General features: G+C 63.4%; 10 protein-coding genes and 2 riboswitches. Of the genes, 2 read left to right on the plus strand and 8 right to left on the minus strand.

The genetic code is table 11. The features are described 5' to 3' along the window. Nucleotides 1-91: 91 nt before the first annotated feature. Nucleotides 92-262, minus strand: a complete 171-nt coding sequence (locus WN982_RS00220) for a hypothetical protein (RefSeq protein WP_341313868.1) — start codon at nt 260-262, stop codon at nt 92-94. Between the two features lie 325 nt (nt 263-587). On the opposite strand from WN982_RS00220, the gene putA reads away from it, so the two are divergent. Both putA and WN982_RS00230 read left to right on the plus strand, forming a co-directional pair. Further along, nucleotides 588-4,517 carry a trifunctional transcriptional regulator/proline dehydrogenase/L-glutamate gamma-semialdehyde dehydrogenase gene (gene putA, locus WN982_RS00225; RefSeq protein WP_341313869.1) on the plus strand — a complete coding sequence of 1,310 codons (3,930 nt, stop codon included), beginning with the start codon at nt 588-590 and terminating at the stop codon, nt 4,515-4,517. Between the two features lie 87 nt (nt 4,518-4,604). Further along, entirely contained in the window at nt 4,605-5,753 is a 1,149-nt protein-coding gene (locus tag WN982_RS00230; protein WP_341313870.1) for a branched-chain amino acid ABC transporter substrate-binding protein, read from the plus strand. Between the two features lie 138 nt (nt 5,754-5,891). Here the strand turns inward: WN982_RS00230 and WN982_RS00235 are convergent, their stop codons facing one another. The 7 genes from WN982_RS00235 to WN982_RS00265 form a co-directional block, all read right to left on the minus strand. Beyond that, nucleotides 5,892-7,601 (minus strand): thiamine pyrophosphate-binding protein, encoded by a 1,710-nt coding sequence (locus tag WN982_RS00235; protein ID WP_341313871.1) that lies wholly within the window; start codon nt 7,599-7,601, stop codon nt 5,892-5,894. A gap of 232 nt (nt 7,602-7,833) precedes the next feature. Then, nucleotides 7,834-9,222, minus strand: coding sequence for an L-serine ammonia-lyase (locus WN982_RS00240; protein ID WP_341313872.1), 1,389 nt, complete (start codon nt 9,220-9,222; stop codon nt 7,834-7,836). Between the two features lie 27 nt (nt 9,223-9,249). Beyond that, complete coding sequence (locus WN982_RS00245) at nt 9,250-10,380, minus strand: alginate lyase family protein (protein WP_341313873.1); 1,131 nt, start codon at nt 10,378-10,380, stop codon at nt 9,250-9,252. 125 nt (nt 10,381-10,505) lie between these two features. Beyond that, nucleotides 10,506-13,436: an aminomethyl-transferring glycine dehydrogenase gene (gene gcvP, locus WN982_RS00250; RefSeq protein ID WP_341313874.1), complete on the minus strand. Its 2,931-nt coding sequence runs from the start codon at nt 13,434-13,436 to the stop codon at nt 10,506-10,508. A gap of 72 nt (nt 13,437-13,508) precedes the next feature. After that, nucleotides 13,509-13,889 (minus strand): glycine cleavage system protein GcvH, encoded by a 381-nt coding sequence (gcvH, locus tag WN982_RS00255; RefSeq protein ID WP_341313875.1) that lies wholly within the window; start codon nt 13,887-13,889, stop codon nt 13,509-13,511. Nucleotides 13,890-14,032: 143 nt separating this feature from the next. After that, nucleotides 14,033-15,151 carry a glycine cleavage system aminomethyltransferase GcvT gene (gene gcvT, locus WN982_RS00260; RefSeq protein WP_341313876.1) on the minus strand — a complete coding sequence of 373 codons (1,119 nt, stop codon included), beginning with the start codon at nt 15,149-15,151 and terminating at the stop codon, nt 14,033-14,035. A gap of 80 nt (nt 15,152-15,231) precedes the next feature. Then, nucleotides 15,232-15,389, minus strand: a riboswitch (glycine riboswitch). A gap of 22 nt (nt 15,390-15,411) precedes the next feature. After that, a riboswitch (glycine riboswitch) is annotated at nt 15,412-15,513 on the minus strand. Nucleotides 15,514-15,655: 142 nt separating this feature from the next. Then, a complete protein-coding gene (locus WN982_RS00265; protein ID WP_341313877.1) occupies nt 15,656-16,012 on the minus strand; it encodes a hypothetical protein in 357 nt (118 codons plus the stop codon). Nucleotides 16,013-16,516: the final 504 nt, after the last annotated feature.

The following is a 16,516-nucleotide window of genomic DNA, read 5'->3' on the forward strand; positions in this document are numbered from 1 at the left end:
TCCCATCGCCGCCTGGCTAAACCGGGCGGCGCACTCCGATCGCAAACCGGCGCCTCTGCTTCTTCAATCCCAGGTTGCCGGACTCAGTTACTCAATCCCGCAAAGCCGTCCGTGTATCGCCAGCCGACGCGCGCGATGCCTGTCGCGTGCGTCCTTCCTCGGACGCGCGTTTGCCCGAGCCACCCGTCGCACCGCGGATGAACAGCACCGCGCAAGTCGCGCACATTGCCCAGACGCCCAATACCACCAACCACTTTTCCATTTCTCTTGTCCTCTAAAACCCCGTACCGTTTTTATTTGCGTGCCCTGCGGCCGCGACCATCCAGTCTGTATAACGGCGCGCCGCGCGATTCGATAAGGGTAGATGCAAAAAGAATCACGCCAAAGCGTCACGCCAGGGAAAGTACTGACCGCAACCGGTGTCGCCCGGCCCGGCACGATCCCACGGAAACCCCGACTGCACAAGGCTTTCATCTAGGTGCAACCATGCATCGCGCATGGTTGCACCTTTTTATTGGGAGGCGTACGATTCGGCGAACTTTTAGTCTTTCGCCAGCTTACGTTGACTGGTATCCGAAGAAGGAAACATGGCTAGCACCACCCTTGGCGTCAAGGTCGACGACCTCCTGCGTTCCCGGCTGAAAGATGCCGCCACTCGCCTCGAACGCACTCCGCACTGGCTGATCAAGCAGGCGATCTTCGCGTACCTCGAAAAGATCGAGCACGGGCAATTGCCGCCTGAATTGTCGGGCGCGACCGGCTCGGCCGATCTGGCCGATGGCGCCGCGGTCGAAAGCGAGGAAGACGGCGCGTCGCACCCGTTCCTCGAATTCGCGCAGAACGTGCAACCGCAATCGGTGTTGCGCGCGGCGATCACCGCCGCGTACCGCCGGCCTGAGCCGGAATGCCTGCCGTTCCTGCTCGGCCAGGCGCGTTTGCCGGCGAACCTGGCGGGCGACGTCGAGGCGATGGCCGGCAAGCTGGTCGAAACGCTGCGCAGCAAGAGCAAGGGTGGTGGCGTCGAAGGGCTGATCCACGAATTCTCGCTGTCGAGCCAGGAAGGCGTCGCGCTGATGTGCCTCGCCGAAGCGCTGCTGCGGATTCCCGACCGCGCCACCCGCGACGCGCTGATCCGCGACAAGATCAGCAAGGGCGACTGGAAATCGCATGTCGGCCAGGCGCCGTCGCTGTTCGTCAACGCCGCGACGTGGGGCCTGATGATTACCGGCAAGCTGGTGACGACCAACAGCGAAGCCGGCCTGTCGTCGGCGCTCACGCGCCTGATCGGCAAGGGCGGCGAGCCGCTGATCAGGAAGGGCGTCGATATGGCGATGCGCCTGATGGGCGAGCAGTTCGTCACCGGCGAGAACATCTCCGAAGCCTTGGCCAATAGCCGCAAGTACGAAGCACGCGGCTTCCGCTACTCGTACGACATGCTCGGCGAAGCGGCAACCACTGAAGCCGATGCGCAACGCTACTACGCATCGTACGAACAGGCGATCCACGCGATCGGCAAAGCCGCCGGCGGCCGTGGCATCTACGAAGGTCCGGGCATCTCGATCAAGCTGTCGGCGTTGCACGCACGCTATTCGCGCTCGCAGCAGGAACGCACGATGAGCGAGCTGCTGCCGCGTGTTCGCTCTTTGGCGATCCTCGCGCGCCGGTATGACATCGGCCTGAACATCGACGCTGAAGAAGCCGATCGCCTCGAAATCTCGCTCGATCTGCTCGAAGCACTGTGCTTCGATCCAGAACTGGCCGGCTGGAACGGCATCGGTTTTGTGGTGCAGGCGTATCAGAAGCGTTGCCCGTTCGTGATCGAATACCTGATCGATCTGGCGCGCCGCAGCCGTCACCGCATCATGGTGCGCCTCGTGAAGGGCGCGTACTGGGACACCGAAATCAAGCGCGCGCAAGTGGACGGCCTCGAAGGCTATCCGGTCTACACGCGCAAGATCTATACGGACGTATCGTACCTGGCGTGCGCGAAGAAGCTGCTCGGCGCGCCCGACGCGGTCTATCCGCAGTTCGCGACGCATAACGCGCACACGCTGTCGGCGATCTATCACCTTGCCGGTAACAACTACTATCCCGGCCAGTACGAGTTCCAGTGCCTGCACGGCATGGGCGAGCCGCTGTATGAGGAAGTCACCGGCCGCGACAAGCTGAACCGTCCGTGCCGCGTGTACGCGCCGGTCGGCACGCATGAAACGCTGCTCGCGTACCTCGTGCGCCGTCTGCTGGAAAACGGTGCGAACACGTCGTTCGTGAACCGCATCGCCGATGAAAGCGTCGCGATCAAGGACCTGATCGCCGACCCGGTCGACGAAGCGTCGAAGATCGTCCCGCTCGGCGCGCCGCACGCGAAGATCCCGCTGCCGCGCAATCTGTATGGCGCCGAGCGCCTCAATTCGATGGGCCTCGATCTGTCGAACGAACATCGTCTGGCGTCGCTGTCGTCGGCGTTGCTGGCGAGCGCGCATCATCCGTGGCGCGCGGTGCCGATGCTCGAAGACAATGAGATCGCCGTCGGCACCGCCCGCGATGTGCGCAATCCGGCCGATCATCGCGACCTCGTCGGCACGGTCGTCGAAGCGACCTCGGAACACGTGAGCGCCGCACTCGCCCATGCGGTTGCCGCCGCGCCTATCTGGCAAGCCACGCCGGTCGATGCCCGCGCCGATTGCCTCGCTCGTGCCGCCGACCTGCTCGAAGCACAGATGCATACGCTGATGGGGCTGGTGGTGCGTGAAGCCGGCAAATCGCTGGCGAATGCGGTGGCGGAAATCCGCGAAGCGATCGACTTCCTGCGTTACTACTCGACGCAGATTCGCGACGAGTTTTCCAACGACACGCACCGCCCGCTCGGTCCGGTCGTGTGTATCAGCCCGTGGAATTTCCCGCTGGCGATTTTCATGGGCCAAGTGGCCGCAGCATTGGCTGCGGGCAACACCGTGCTCGCGAAACCGGCCGAACAAACGCCGCTGATCGCTGCACAAGCCGTGCGTATCCTGCGCGAAGCCGGCGTGCCGGCAGGCGCGGTGCAACTGCTGCCGGGCGACGGCGAAACCGTGGGTGCGGCGTTGGTGGCCGACCCGCGGACCCGCGCGGTGATGTTCACCGGTTCGACCGAAGTCGCGCGTCTGATCAACAAGACGTTGTCCGGCCGCCTCGATCCGGACGGCAAGCCGATTCCGCTGATTGCCGAAACCGGTGGTCAGAACGCGATGATCGTCGACTCGTCGGCGCTGGCTGAACAGGTGGTGGCCGACGTACTGCAATCGTCGTTCGATTCCGCCGGTCAACGGTGTTCCGCGCTGCGCGTTCTTTGTCTGCAGGACGATGTTGCGGACCGTACGCTGGAAATGCTGACCGGCGCGATGCGCGAGCTGGCAGTGGGCAATCCGGATCGCCTGTCGATCGACGTCGGCCCGGTGATCGACCTCGACGCGAAGCGCGGCATCGACGCGCATATCGCTGCGATGCGCGAGAAAGGCCGCAAGGTCGAGCAACTGCCGACGCCGGAAGGCTGCGCGCAAGGCACCTTCGTGCCGCCGACGCTGATCGAACTCGACAGCATCGACGAACTGAAGCGCGAAGTGTTCGGCCCGGTGCTGCATGTGGTGCGTTACCGCCGCAGCCAACTGGACAAGCTGCTCGAGCAGATCCGCACGACCGGCTACGGCCTGACGCTCGGCATTCACACGCGAATCGATGAAACGATCGCGCACGTGATCAGCCGCGCGCATGTCGGCAACATCTACGTGAACCGCAACGTGATCGGCGCGGTGGTGGGGGTTCAGCCGTTCGGCGGTGAAGGTTTGTCGGGCACGGGCCCGAAGGCGGGTGGCGCGCTGTATCTGCAACGTCTGCTGGCGACGCGTCCGGCCGGTTTGCCGAAGTCGTTGGCAGACGCATTGATGGTGGATGCACCGCAAGCTGCTGAAAACAGCGACAATCCGTCCGCGGCGCTGACGACGCTGCGCGACTGGCTGATCGCCGAACGCCAGCCGGTATTGGCCGCGCGCTGTGACGGCTATCTGTCGCATGTGCTGGCGGGCGCGACGGCGGTATTGTCGGGTCCCACCGGCGAGCGCAATACCTACACGTTGGGCGCGCGCGGCACGGTGCTGTGCGTGGCGTCGACGGCAAGCGGCGCCCGGGTGCAACTGGCGGCGGTGCTCGCCACCGGCAACCGCGCGCTGTTCGACGGCGCGGCCGGCGAGCAACTGGTGTCGATGTTGCCCGCCGCGTTGAAGTCTCATGCAAGCGTGAGGAAGAGCGCCGATACGCCTTTCGATGCGGTGTTGTTCGAGGGCGATAGCGACGAATTGCTGGCGCTGGTCAAGGAAGTCGCGCAGCGTCCGGGGCCGATCGTCTCGGTGCAAGGCGTCGCGGCTCGCGCGCTGGAAAGCGGCGATGAGGATTACGCGCTCGAGCGTCTGTTGACGGAGCGCTCGGTCAGCGTGAATACGGCAGCAGCTGGCGGTAATGCAAATTTGATGACGATCGGTTGAGCGAACCTCATCGATCCACTCAATAAAACGGAAGCGGTACGGCGACCCCGAAACCGCTCCATCCACACCTGGTACCAAGGAGAAGCTATGCAACACAAGATGAAACAGCTGGCAGGCGCAGCGCTGGTTGCAGCGATGTCGCTGGCGGGGACGGCCAACGCTCAATCGACGGAAGACGTGAAGATCGGTTTTGCCGGTCCGATGACGGGCGCGCAGGCGCACTACGGCAAGGACTTCCAGAACGGCATCACGCTGGCAGTGGAAGACATGAACGCGACCAAGCCGGTGATCGGCGGCAAGCAGGTTCGCTTCGTGCTGGATTCGGCCGACGACCAGGCTGACCCGCGCACCGGCACGACCGTTGCACAAAAGCTGGTGGATGACGGCATCAAGGGCATGCTCGGCCACTTCAACTCGGGCACCACGATTCCGGCTTCGCGCATCTACGCGAACGCGGGCATCCCCGAAATCGCGATGGCGACGGCGCCGGAATACACGCAGCAAGGTTTCAAGACCACCTTCCGCATGATGACGTCCGACACGCAGCAAGGTTCGGTCGCCGGCACGTTCGCGGTGAAGAGCCTGGGCGTGAAGAAGATCGCGATCGTCGACGATCGCACGGCCTATGGCCAGGGTCTGGCTGATCAGTTCGAGAAGGCAGCGAAGGCGTCGGGCGCCACCATCGTCGATCGTGAATACACGAACGACAAGGCTGTCGACTTCAAGTCGATCCTGACGAAGCTGAAGTCGGTCAACCCGGACCTGATCTATTACGGCGGCGCGGATTCGCAAGCGGCACCGATGGTCAAGCAGATGAAGGCACTCGGCATCAAGGCGCCGCTGATGGGCGGCGAAATGGTTCACACGCCGACCTTCATCCAGATCGCGGGTGACGCAGCGAACGGCACAGTGGCATCGCTCGCCGGCCTGCCGCTGGAAGAAATGCCGGGCGGCAAGGACTACGTCGCGAAGTACAAGAAGCGTTTCAACGAAGACGTGCAAACGTACTCGCCGTACGCCTACGACGGCGCGATGGCCATGTTCGACGCAATGAAGAAGGCTAACTCGACCGATCCGGCCAAATACCTGCCGCTGCTCGCGAAGACCTCGATGCCGGCCGTGACGTCGGCGAACCTCGCCTACGACGGCAAGGGCGACCTGAAGAACGGCGGCATCACGCTGTACAAGGTTGTCGACGGCAAGTGGACGACGCTGCAAAGCGTGGGCGGGAAGTAAGCGGTTTTTGCTTGAGCGTGCGAGTGTCACGTGCGGTATTGGCGTGGCGCTCGACGCACAAAAAAGCCCTGCGGAGTGTTTAGCCGCAGGGCTTTTTCTTTGATGTTTAGCTGTGTGCGAGTCGCACTATCGCTGCCTTCACGACTCCCCTCGCAACTTCCTCCCCTGCTCCCGAATCTGCTCCAATGTCGCGCCCGGCGTGCTCGCTTCCTGCGGCATACGAATTTCGATCACCGCGGCACGCTTCGCCTCCATCGCGCGTTGCAGCGCCGGCAGAAAATCTTCGGTCCGTTCCACCGTCTCGCCATGCGCGCCGAACGAGCGCGCGAACGCCGCAAAATCCGGATTCGTGAGACCGGTGCCGTGCACGCGATTCGGATAGTGCCGTTCCTGATGCATCCGGATCGTGCCGAAGTGGTTGTTGTTCACCACGATGAAAATTACGTGCAGGTCGTACTGCATCGCGGTCGCGAGTTCTTGCGCGGACATCATGAAACAACCGTCGCCAGCCAATGCGACCACCACGCGTTGCGGATACAGCGACTTCGCCGCGATCGCCGCCGGCACGCCGTAGCCCATCGCGCCGCTGGTCGGCGCGAGTTGCGAGCGGAAATGCCGATACGAGAAATGCCGATGCAGCCACGTCGCGTAATTGCCCGCGCCGTTTGTCAGGATCGCGTCCTCCGGCAGATGCGCGCGTAATTGCTGGATCACTTCGCCCATCTGCACGTCGCCTGGAATCTGACGCGGTTTGCGCCAGTCGAGATACGCGCGATGCGCTTCTTCCGCCGCGCCGGCCCATGCGGGCTTGTCAGAAGACGGCTTTAAGCCGGCAAGCAGCGCTGTTAGTTCCGGCATGCCGGAGACGATCGGCAGATCGGCGGCATACACGCGTCCCAGTTCCTCCGCGCCCTGATGCACGTGAACCAGCGTTTGCCTCGTCTTCGGGATATCGAGCAGCGTGTAGCCGTTCGTCGTTGCTTCGCCCAGGCGAGGGCCGAGCGTGAGCAGCAGGTCCGCATCGCGGATGCGTTGAGCAAGCGCTGGATTGATGCCGAGGCCGACGTCGCCGGCGTAGTTCGGATGTTCGTTGTCGAGCGTGTCCTGGAAGCGGAACGCAAGGCCGATCGGCAGTTGCCAGTTCTCGACGAAGCGTTGCAGGTCCGAGCACGCTGCCGACGTCCAACCGCTGCCACCTGCGATGACCATCGGCCGTTGCGCAGCTTCAAGTAGCCGCCGCAACTGTTCGATCTGCGCCGCGGACGGCGATGCTGCCACTCGCTTGTAGGCCGGCGCTCCGGCAACGGCTTCACACGCCTCGCTCAACACATCTTCCGGCAACGACAGCACGACAGGCCCCGGACGCCCCGACGTCGCCGTGTGAAACGCATGACTCAGGTATTCGGGAATGCGCTTGGGATCGTCGATTTGCGCGACCCACTTCGCCATCTGACCGAACATGCGCCGGTAGTCGATTTCCTGGAAGGCCTCGCGGTCGAGATGCTCGCGTGCGCATTGACCGATCAGCAGGATCATCGGCGTCGAATCCTGAAACGCGGTGTGCACGCCGATCGACGCATGTGTCGCACCCGGGCCGCGCGTGACAATCGCGACGCCTGGGCGGCCGGTCAATTTGCCGGTTGCTTCGGCCATGTTTGCCGCCGCTGCTTCGTGCCGGCACACGATGGTTTGAATACGCTCGGTCTCGTCATGCAGCGAATCCAAAACGGCGAGAAAGCTCTCGCCTGGGACGCAGAACACACGTTCGACACCGTGGGTGAGCAACGCATCGACTACGAGACGCGCGCCGGTGGTTTGGGCGGCAGGAAAATCAGAAGCAAGCGGCATTGCGATGAAGCCTCCAGTGTGACGATGGGTGCGATCGGTGCAGTCGGGCTGTTGCCGCATCGAGCCTGGACAGAAGCCGATGGGCGCTTCGACAGCTTACGCCGACAGCGCGTCCAATGTCACGGCGCAGCGCAACCGCATCCACGAAGCGTCCGTTGACCAGGCAGAAACGAAAACGCGGGCCGAAGCCCGCGTCATTAGCAGAACAAACCGCCGTACAAACCAGGCCGCCTCAACACTCCACAATATTCACCGCCAACCCGCCGCGCGACGTTTCCTTGTACTTCGTCTTCATATCCGCGCCGGTCTGCATCATCGTCTTAATCACGGAGTCCAGCGACACGTAATGTGTGCCGTCACCGCGTAGCGCCATTCGCGCGGCATTGACGGCTTTTACCGAGCCCATCGCGTTGCGCTCGATACACGGAATCTGCACCATCCCGCCGACCGGATCGCAGGTCAGCCCGAGGTTGTGTTCCATGCCGATTTCCGCGGCATTCTCCACTTGCGCCGGCGTGCCGCCCATCACCGCTGCGAGCGCGCCCGCCGCCATCGAACAGGCGACGCCCACTTCACCCTGGCAACCCACTTCCGCGCCCGAAATCGACGCGTTCAGCTTGTACAGAATGCCGATCGCTGCCGCCGTCAACAGGAAGTCGATCACGCCCTGCTCGTTCGAGCCCGGCATGAAACGCGTGTAGTAATGCAGCACCGCTGGAATGATGCCGGCCGCGCCATTGGTCGGCGCGGTGACCACACGCCCGCCCGCGGCGTTTTCCTCGTTGACGGCGATTGCGTACAGATTGATCCAGTCGACCATCGACAGCGGATCGCGCAGCGCCAGTTCAGGATTGCCCGACAGCGCGCGATACAACTGCGGCGCACGGCGCTTCACCTGGAACGGGCCGGGCAGATTACCGTCGGCATCGGGATTGTTGATGCCGCAACCGCGCGCCACGCACGACTGCATCACGTCCCAGATCTTCAGCAAACCCGCGCGCGTTTCTTCTTCCGTGTGCCAGACGCGCTCGTTTTCCCACATCAGCTGCGCGATGCTCTTGCCGGTCGATTGACACAGCGCGAGCAACTCGCTGCCGCTGCGGAACGAATGCGGCAGTTGGTCGACGGCGCTCAGCACTTTCGTGTTCGGCGCGCCGGCCGTCACCACAAAGCCGCCGCCAACCGACAGATAGGTCGACTCGCGCAGTGTCTCGCCTTGCGCATCGAACGCGCGCAGCTTCAGGCCGTTCGGATGCTCGGGCAGCGCCTGCCGATAGAACGAAATATGATCTTTCTGCACGAACGGCACGTCGTGCGTGCCGAGCAGCGCGAGCTTGCGCGACGCACGCACCGCTTCGAGCCGCTGAACGATCGTGTCGGGGTCGACGGTGTCGGGCGCATCGCCCATCAGCCCGAGCATCACGCCGCGGTCCGTACCGTGGCCCTTGCCCGTCGCGCCGAGCGAACCATACAGATCCACTTTCACCGATGCCGTCGCGCCGAGCAGCCCGTCGCGTTCGAGCCCTTGAACGAACATCAGCGCCGCGCGCATCGGCCCGACCGTATGCGAACTGGACGGACCAATGCCGATTTTGAAGAGGTCGAAGACGCTGACTGCCATTGCTGCTCCCTGCTGATAAAAGTAAGTTTAGCGCGCCGGCAGCGGTAAGCACACGGCGAGCCACGCGGGTGGCATCGGTGCGAGCTGCAACGCGATCGGCGTATAGCGTCCATCGAGACGCGCCGCCAGGTGAAACAGTTCCGTCGCGTTCTTCGGATCCCACTGACCCGAATAGCCAGGCAAACCGGCCTCGCGACGTTTGGCATCGAACGCGACGTTCGAATGCACGAATTCTTCATGTGTCTTGCTGCCGTCCGCATACGGCGTGAGCCAATCGAGCGCGCCCGCGAGCGACGCACCGTTCGTGCCCTTTTCCAGCAACCAGTTGCGGTTGTGGCGGCGCGCGGCGAGCGCGGCGGTCACAAGCGGTTGCAGGTCGTAGGTGACGTAATGCAGCGCATCGCGTTCGCCGAAGTCGAACGTTGACCCGTCCGGCGCGATGTTGTCGCCGATATGCTCGTCAAACAGACGCTGAGCCGCGTTGATCATCTTGCGGTTATCGAGCGTGAACGCGGCCATTGCGATCAGCTTGATCCGGTGACTCTGCCAGTTGTTGCGATAGGTGCCCTTGAGCGGGCGCGGCTGCGCGTCGATCTGCGTGATGTAGCCGTTCGCGAACTTCGTCAGAAACGCCATCGATGCGTTGCGGGTTTTCACCGGCAGTGCGCTCGCGGTCATGTCGTAGGCGAGGATCAGGCCTTCGAAACGGGTTTCGTCGATCGGATTGAAGCTCGGCTGGTAAGTCGTGACCCACGCAAACAGCAAACGGTCGACCAGCTTCAGATAACGATCGTCGCTGGTCGCGCGCCATGCAAGCGCGGCGTCGCGCAACAGATCCAGATCCTTCTCCGCCTCGACGCTCTGATCGTAGATGCCCTCGTGTGGCAGCGTGCCTTCGGTATGCAGTTTTGCAAGCGCTCGCGGCGGGTCGTTCAGATGCGCCTGCACATTGCTCACCAGTGCTTTGACGCCGGGATCGGCGTTGGTCCGCTCGCTGGTTTGCAGCGCGGGCGCCGCACAAAAATTCATCGCGGCCCGTGCCTGCCGCAGCGGCAGCAGCACGGCTGCGCCAGCCAGCAATAGCGCGCAGGCCTGCTGCCACGTCTGGGCTCGCCTTATTGCGGTCCGGCTTTGCATCAATCGCACCTTTCGCGCCATGCGAAACTCCTCGTTAGGCTGATTCGGTGTGTGATGTTAGCCGTTTGCGGGCACGAACGACAGAACCGCGCACCACCCGCTTACAACATGCGGGCGGTACGCGGTCATGCAGGCGACGGCCAGGATTATTCGTAGTCGGCGACCGGCACGCAGGAACAGAACAGATTGCGGTCGCCATACACGTTGTCCGCACGGCCGACCGGCGGCCAGTACTTCTTCGCGATCAGCGTCGGCAGCGGATACGCGGCGGTTTCGCGCGCATATGCATGCTTCCATTCGTTCGCGATGACGACCGCTGCCGTATGCGGCGCATGCTTCAGCGGATTGTCTTCGCGGTCCGCACGGCCTGCTTCGACCGCGCGGATTTCCTCGCGGATCGCGATCATCGCTTCGACGAAACGGTCGAGTTCTTCCTTCGATTCCGATTCGGTCGGCTCGACCATCAGCGTGCCCGGCACCGGGAAGCTCATGGTCGGCGCGTGGAAGCCGTAGTCGGCGAGACGCTTGGCGACGTCGTCGACGGTGATGCCGCTCGTCTCCTTGAGCGGACGCAGATCGAGAATGCACTCGTGCGCGACCAGGCCGCCGGGGCCCGAATACAGCACCGGATAATGCGGCGCGAGTTTCTTCGCGATGTAGTTCGCGTTGAGGATCGCGGTTTCGGTGGCGGCGGTGAGGTTCTTTGCGCCCATCATCGCGATGTACATCCACGAGATCGGCAGGATCGAAGCGGAGCCGTACGGTGCGCCCGACACCGCACCGATACCGTTCGGCGTGCGTTCGTAGCCCGACGAGATCTGGTTCGGCAGGAACTGCGCGAGATGCGCGCCGACCGCGACCGGACCGACGCCCGGTCCGCCGCCGCCGTGCGGAATGCAGAAGGTCTTGTGCAGGTTCAGATGCGAGACGTCGCCGCCGAACTGGCCCGGCGCACACAGGCCAACCATCGCGTTCATGTTCGCGCCGTCCACATAGACCTGGCCACCGTGCGCATGCACGATCTCGCAGATTTCGCGGACGTTCGCCTCGAACACACCGTGCGTCGACGGATACGTGATCATGATCGCGGCGAGCTTGTCGGCGTGTTGCGCGGCCTTCGCCTTCAGGTCTTCGATATCGACGTTGCCTTGGGCGTCGCACGCGACCACGACCACCTGCATGCCGGCCATCTGCGCCGACGCCGGGTTCGTGCCGTGTGCCGAGGCGGGAATCAGGCAGACGTTGCGGTGGCCTTCGCCGCGCGACGCGTGGTACGCGTGAATGATCAACAGACCCGCGTATTCACCTTGCGAGCCGGCATTCGGCTGCAGCGACACGGCTGCGTAGCCGGTGGCCGCGACCAGCATCTGTTCCAGCTGATCGATCATTTCGCGGTAGCCGACCGTTTGCTCAGCCGGAGCGAACGGGTGAATCTGACCGAATTCGGGCCAAGTGACCGGCAGCATCTCCGAGGTCGCGTTCAGCTTCATCGTGCAGGAGCCGAGCGGAATCATCGAGCGGTCGAGCGCGAGGTCTTTGTCCGACAGGCTGCGCAGATAGCGCAGCATTTCCGTTTCCGAATGGTGGCGGTTGAACACGTGGTGCGTGAGGTACGCGCTGGTGCGTTCGAGTGCGGCAGGCACCGTGTTCTCTGCGGGGAGTTCTGCGTCGAGGGCGTCGATTTGCGGGATTTCGTCGACAAATGCCGCTTGCGCAAATGCTGCGAGCAGATCGGCCAGATCGCTGCGCTTGGTGGTTTCGTCGATCGAGATACCGACGCGCGTGTCGCTCACGCGGCGCAGATTAATGCGCTTGGCCGTCGCCGCATCATGCAGTGCCTGGGTGCGTGCACCGGTTTCGAACGTGAGCGTGTCGAAGAAAGTGTCGTTGACGAGCGTGTAGCCGAGCTTCTTCGCGCCGGCTGCGAGCAGCGCCGCAATACGGTTCACGCGCAGCGCGATCGTCTTCAGGCCGTGCGGGCCGTGATAGACCGCGTACATGCTCGCCATGATCGCGAGCAACGCTTGCGCGGTGCAGACGTTCGAGGTCGCCTTTTCGCGGCGGATATGCTGTTCGCGTGTTTGCAGCGCGAGACGCAGCGCCGGATTGCCTTGCGCATCGACGGTCACGCCGACCAGACGTCCCGGCATCTGACGCTTGAATTCGTCGCGCACGGCGAGATATGCAGCGTGCGGGCCGCCGAAACCGACCGGCACGCCGAAACGCTGCGTATTGCCGACGGCCACGTCCGCGCCCCATTCGCCCGGCGGCGTGAGCATGGTCAGCGCGAGCAGATCGGCGGCGACAACCACATGGCCGCCCGCCGCGTGAATCGCTTCAGTGAGTGCGCGGTAGTCGCGCACATCGCCGTTCACGCCCGGATATTGCAGCAGCACGCCGAACGCGTTGGCGTTCGCCGCATCCGCAGCCGGGCCCACTTTCACTTCGATGCCGACTGGCGTCGCGCGCGTTTTCACCACTTCGATGGTTTGCGGCAGCACGTCGTCAGCGACGTAGAACACGTTCGACTTCGGCTTGCCGATGCGTTGCAGCAGCGTCATCGCTTCGGCGGCGGCGGTTGCTTCGTCGAGCAGCGATGCGTTCGAGATCGCCAGACCCGTCAGATCGACGATCATTTGCTGGAAGTTCAGCAGCGCTTCCAGACGGCCTTGCGAGATTTCCGGCTGATACGGCGTGTACGCGGTGTACCACGCCGGATTTTCCAGCACGTTGCGCAGGATCACCGTCGGGGTGTGCGCGTTGTAATAGCCCTGCCCGATATACGAGCGGAACACCTGGTTCTTGTCCGCCAGCTCACGCAGCGCGGCGAGCGCTTCGGCTTCGCTCTTCGGCTGGGCGAAGGGGCCGAGCGGCAACGTTTCGCTGCGGCGGATCGTCTTCGGAATGACGGCGTCGATCAGCGCGGTGCGCGAGGCGAAGCCCAAGGCTTCGAGCATCGCTTGCTGGTCGGCCGAATCCGGGCCGATGTGCCGTTCGGCGAAGGCGTCATGCACTTCGAGCGCGGCGAGCGAGAGAGGAGTGCGGTTCATCAGACGATCCGGGTGTTCGAGCTTCATGGGGTGTTCCTGGCGGTGCGGCGCGCCATGCCTGACGGACGCCGCACCTGAAGGTTTAAACGAGTAAGTGGATCAGGCGCCGATCGACTTCGAGTACGCGTCGGCGTCGATCAAACGATCTTGCGCGGCGCCGTCGGCCGGCTTGATCTTGAAGAGCCAGCTGTCGTACGGCGCGCTGTTGACCGAATCAGGCGTGTCGGCGACGGACGTGTTCGCTTCGATGATTTCGCCCGAGACCGGCGCGTAGATATCGGAAGCGGCCTTCACCGATTCGATCACGGCGACGGTGTCGCCTGCGGTCACGGTTTTGCCCAATTCCTGAACTTCGAAGAAGACGATATCGCCGAGCGCTTCCTGCGCGTGGTCGGTAATGCCGACCGTCAGCGTGCCATCCGCCTCAGTGCGGACCCATTCGTGCGATTCGGTGTATTTCAGATCGGCCGGGATGCTCATCGGATGCTCCTATGCGGTGTGATTCGGTATTGACTTAATAAAGGGGGCCCCCAAACCTGTCGCTTCACGCCAGGCCCCCCGAGGGGGCAGGAAAACTTGGGGCAACCACGTTTTCTTGAAGGGGTGACGAACGCGCCGGCCGCTTAAACCGCAAGCACTTTGCCGTTGCGCACGAACGGCAGTTTTACCACGCTTGCAGGTACGTTTTTGTCACGAATCTGAACGTGAACGGTGTCGCCGGGCTGCACGCCTTTCGGCACGCGCGCGAAGGCGATCGATTCCTGCATCGTCGGCGAAAAGGTACCGCTGGTGATTTCGCCGTCGCCGTGCGGCGTGACGACTTTTTGATGAGCACGCAGCACGCCTGCCGCCTTGCCGTTGTCCTTCAGCAGGATCAGGCCGACGAACGCGGCCTGCGAGCCGTTCGCTTCGAGTTTCGATTTGCCGACGAAGTCGCGCGGCGAGGTCAGATCGACGGTCCATGCGAGGCCGGCGTCGAGCGGCGAGACGTTGTCGTCCATATCCTGGCCGTACAGATTCATGCCGGCTTCGAGGCGCAGCGTGTCGCGCGCGCCGAGACCCGCGGGGCGCACGCCTTGCGCTTGCAGCGCGCCCCACAGCGCTTCGACGTGAGCCGCCGGGACGATGATTTCGAAGCCGTCTTCGCCGGTGTAGCCGGTGCGGGCGACGGTCAATTCGCCGAACGGCGTATCGGCGACGCGCGCGGCGTTGAAGGGTTTGAGCGATTCGGTGGCGGCGCGCGCGACCGGCACGGTTTGCCAGACTTTTTCGCGCGCATTCGGACCTTGCACGGCGACGATCGCGTAATCGCGGCGCGGCGTGATGGTCAGGCCGAAGCTGCCTTCTGCGTTGAGCTGGCCGAACCACGCGATGTCTTTGTCGGCGGTGCCGGCGTTGACGACCACGCGGAAGTGATCTTCGCCGAAGTAATAGACGATCAGATCGTCGATCACGCCGCCGTTCTGGTTCAACAGACAGGAGTAGAGCGCGCGGCCCGGCGTTTGCAGCTTGGCGACGTTGTTCGCCAGTGCGTATTCGAAGAAGGCGCGTACGCGCTCGCCGGTGAAATCGACGACGCACATGTGCGACACGTCGAACATGCCGGCGTCGGTGCGCACGGCGCGGTGTTCGTCGATCTGCGAGCCGTAGTTGACGGGCATATCCCAGCCGCCGAAATCGACCATGCGGGCGTTGAGCGCGCGATGGGTGGCGTTGAGCGGGGTGTGTTTGAGTTCGGTCATGGGGCCTCGGGCGTCTCGCGAAACAAAAAAGGCCATGCGGCGCTACGCCTCGCGGCCTGATGCCTGCGAGCGATGCGTTGCATGACCCCTCTGTCCTCGATACCTGAGAGATTGCGCTACCGGGCGATGTGATTCGAATCGCTACGGTGAAGCGCGCGCCCCTTCGGTGGGCAGCCTGCCTAAGTCTGAATCATGTTCACGACGCAGACGGCTACTGCCGCTCTCCAGAGTGCGAAAAACCTGAGCCGTGAGGCGGGTTTTTCGACGCGGTCGGTCCTTTTGCCTGAGAGTTTGCGGGTGTGCCCCTTCGGCGGCGCGGCCTGCTGAATAGTGCGGCCAGCGCGCTCTCCCGACGCGTGCGGCGAATGTACGCGAGGGCCGGGGGCTTGTCAAATAAAGGCCCGCAAGGAGCTTGGTGATTGGCGCTGCAGGATGGCGTGCGTCAAAAAAAGCGCGGGACGTGATGCCCGCGCGGTTGCTGTTTTAGTGCCTGAGTTGGCGCGATTATTCGCCGATGGCGTGGGCTGCGTTGTCCAGTTCCTGGTTCAGCACGCGCTGTTCGTCGCCGGAGATGCCGCCACCGTGTTGCGCGGCCATGTCGTGGGCTTCCTGACGGATCACGTCGAGCCGATGGTGCAGCGCGGCGCCTTGCGGGGGCGGGTAGTAGCCCTCGTTTACGCGGGCGTCGATGCGGCGGCTGAGATTATCGATGCGGCCGTCGACCTGATGGAGGCGCTGATCCGCAATTTGCTGTGGGGATGGGCGCGGTGCGGGCGCCGGCGCGGGTTGGGGGGCCACCACGCAGGCGGCCAGCGAGGTGAGCAATGCGCATGCGGTTAGCGCGCAGATAGAACGATGCATGGACTCTCCGGGTTTTGTTTTGTTGCTTGGAATAGGAACGGTTTTGCCTTGCCGGGGGCTGACGTCTCGGTTGGTTTTTTTGTAACTGGATATTCCTTTCGGGTTGTTAGTTTTGCGGTTTTTTGCCTGCGCGGCGCTTTGTGTCTGTGTGCCTGCGGGGTTGGCCTTTCCTTGATTTGTTATTGGTTTATTAGCGTCGCCCCTGTGCGGGGCAGGCACTTACTTTCTTTGCCGCCGCAAAGAAAGTAAGCAAAGAAAGCGGCTTCACACCGCTAATTCTTAAGCGGGTCCCCTGGCTTGGAGGAGGTAGTGGAGCATCTGGAATCGGTGCTCCCGCACACTCGGCGTTGGTGACAAGGCAGTCATTCTTCCGGCGGCGCTGCGCGCGCCGCAGCGGTACTTCATAAAAACCGCCTGGAGGTTTTGGCCCTTGCGCCTGGTTCGGCCCGGTAGCTCGTCCTCCCGTCCCAAATGCCTCGCCCTCGTGTCCCCCATGCCGCACCG

This window comes from Paraburkholderia sp. IMGN_8 (assembly GCF_038050405.1).
GTDB lineage: Bacteria > Pseudomonadota > Gammaproteobacteria > Burkholderiales > Burkholderiaceae > Paraburkholderia.

Coding starts and splice junctions, on each gene's coding strand:
- WN982_RS00220 (WP_341313868.1), bottom strand. CDS start 262: ATGGAAAAGTGGTTGGTGGTATTGGGCGTCTGGGCAATGTGCGCGACT.
- putA (WP_341313869.1), top strand. CDS start 588: ATGGCTAGCACCACCCTTGGCGTCAAGGTCGACGACCTCCTGCGTTCC.
- WN982_RS00230 (WP_341313870.1), top strand. CDS start 4,605: ATGCAACACAAGATGAAACAGCTGGCAGGCGCAGCGCTGGTTGCAGCG.
- WN982_RS00235 (WP_341313871.1), bottom strand. CDS start 7,601: ATGCCGCTTGCTTCTGATTTTCCTGCCGCCCAAACCACCGGCGCGCGT.
- WN982_RS00240 (WP_341313872.1), bottom strand. CDS start 9,222: ATGGCAGTCAGCGTCTTCGACCTCTTCAAAATCGGCATTGGTCCGTCC.
- WN982_RS00245 (WP_341313873.1), bottom strand. CDS start 10,380: ATGGCGCGAAAGGTGCGATTGATGCAAAGCCGGACCGCAATAAGGCGA.
- gcvP (WP_341313874.1), bottom strand. CDS start 13,436: ATGAAGCTCGAACACCCGGATCGTCTGATGAACCGCACTCCTCTCTCG.
- gcvH (WP_341313875.1), bottom strand. CDS start 13,889: ATGAGCATCCCGGCCGATCTGAAATACACCGAATCGCACGAATGGGTC.
- gcvT (WP_341313876.1), bottom strand. CDS start 15,151: ATGACCGAACTCAAACACACCCCGCTCAACGCCACCCATCGCGCGCTC.
- WN982_RS00265 (WP_341313877.1), bottom strand. CDS start 16,012: ATGCATCGTTCTATCTGCGCGCTAACCGCATGCGCATTGCTCACCTCG.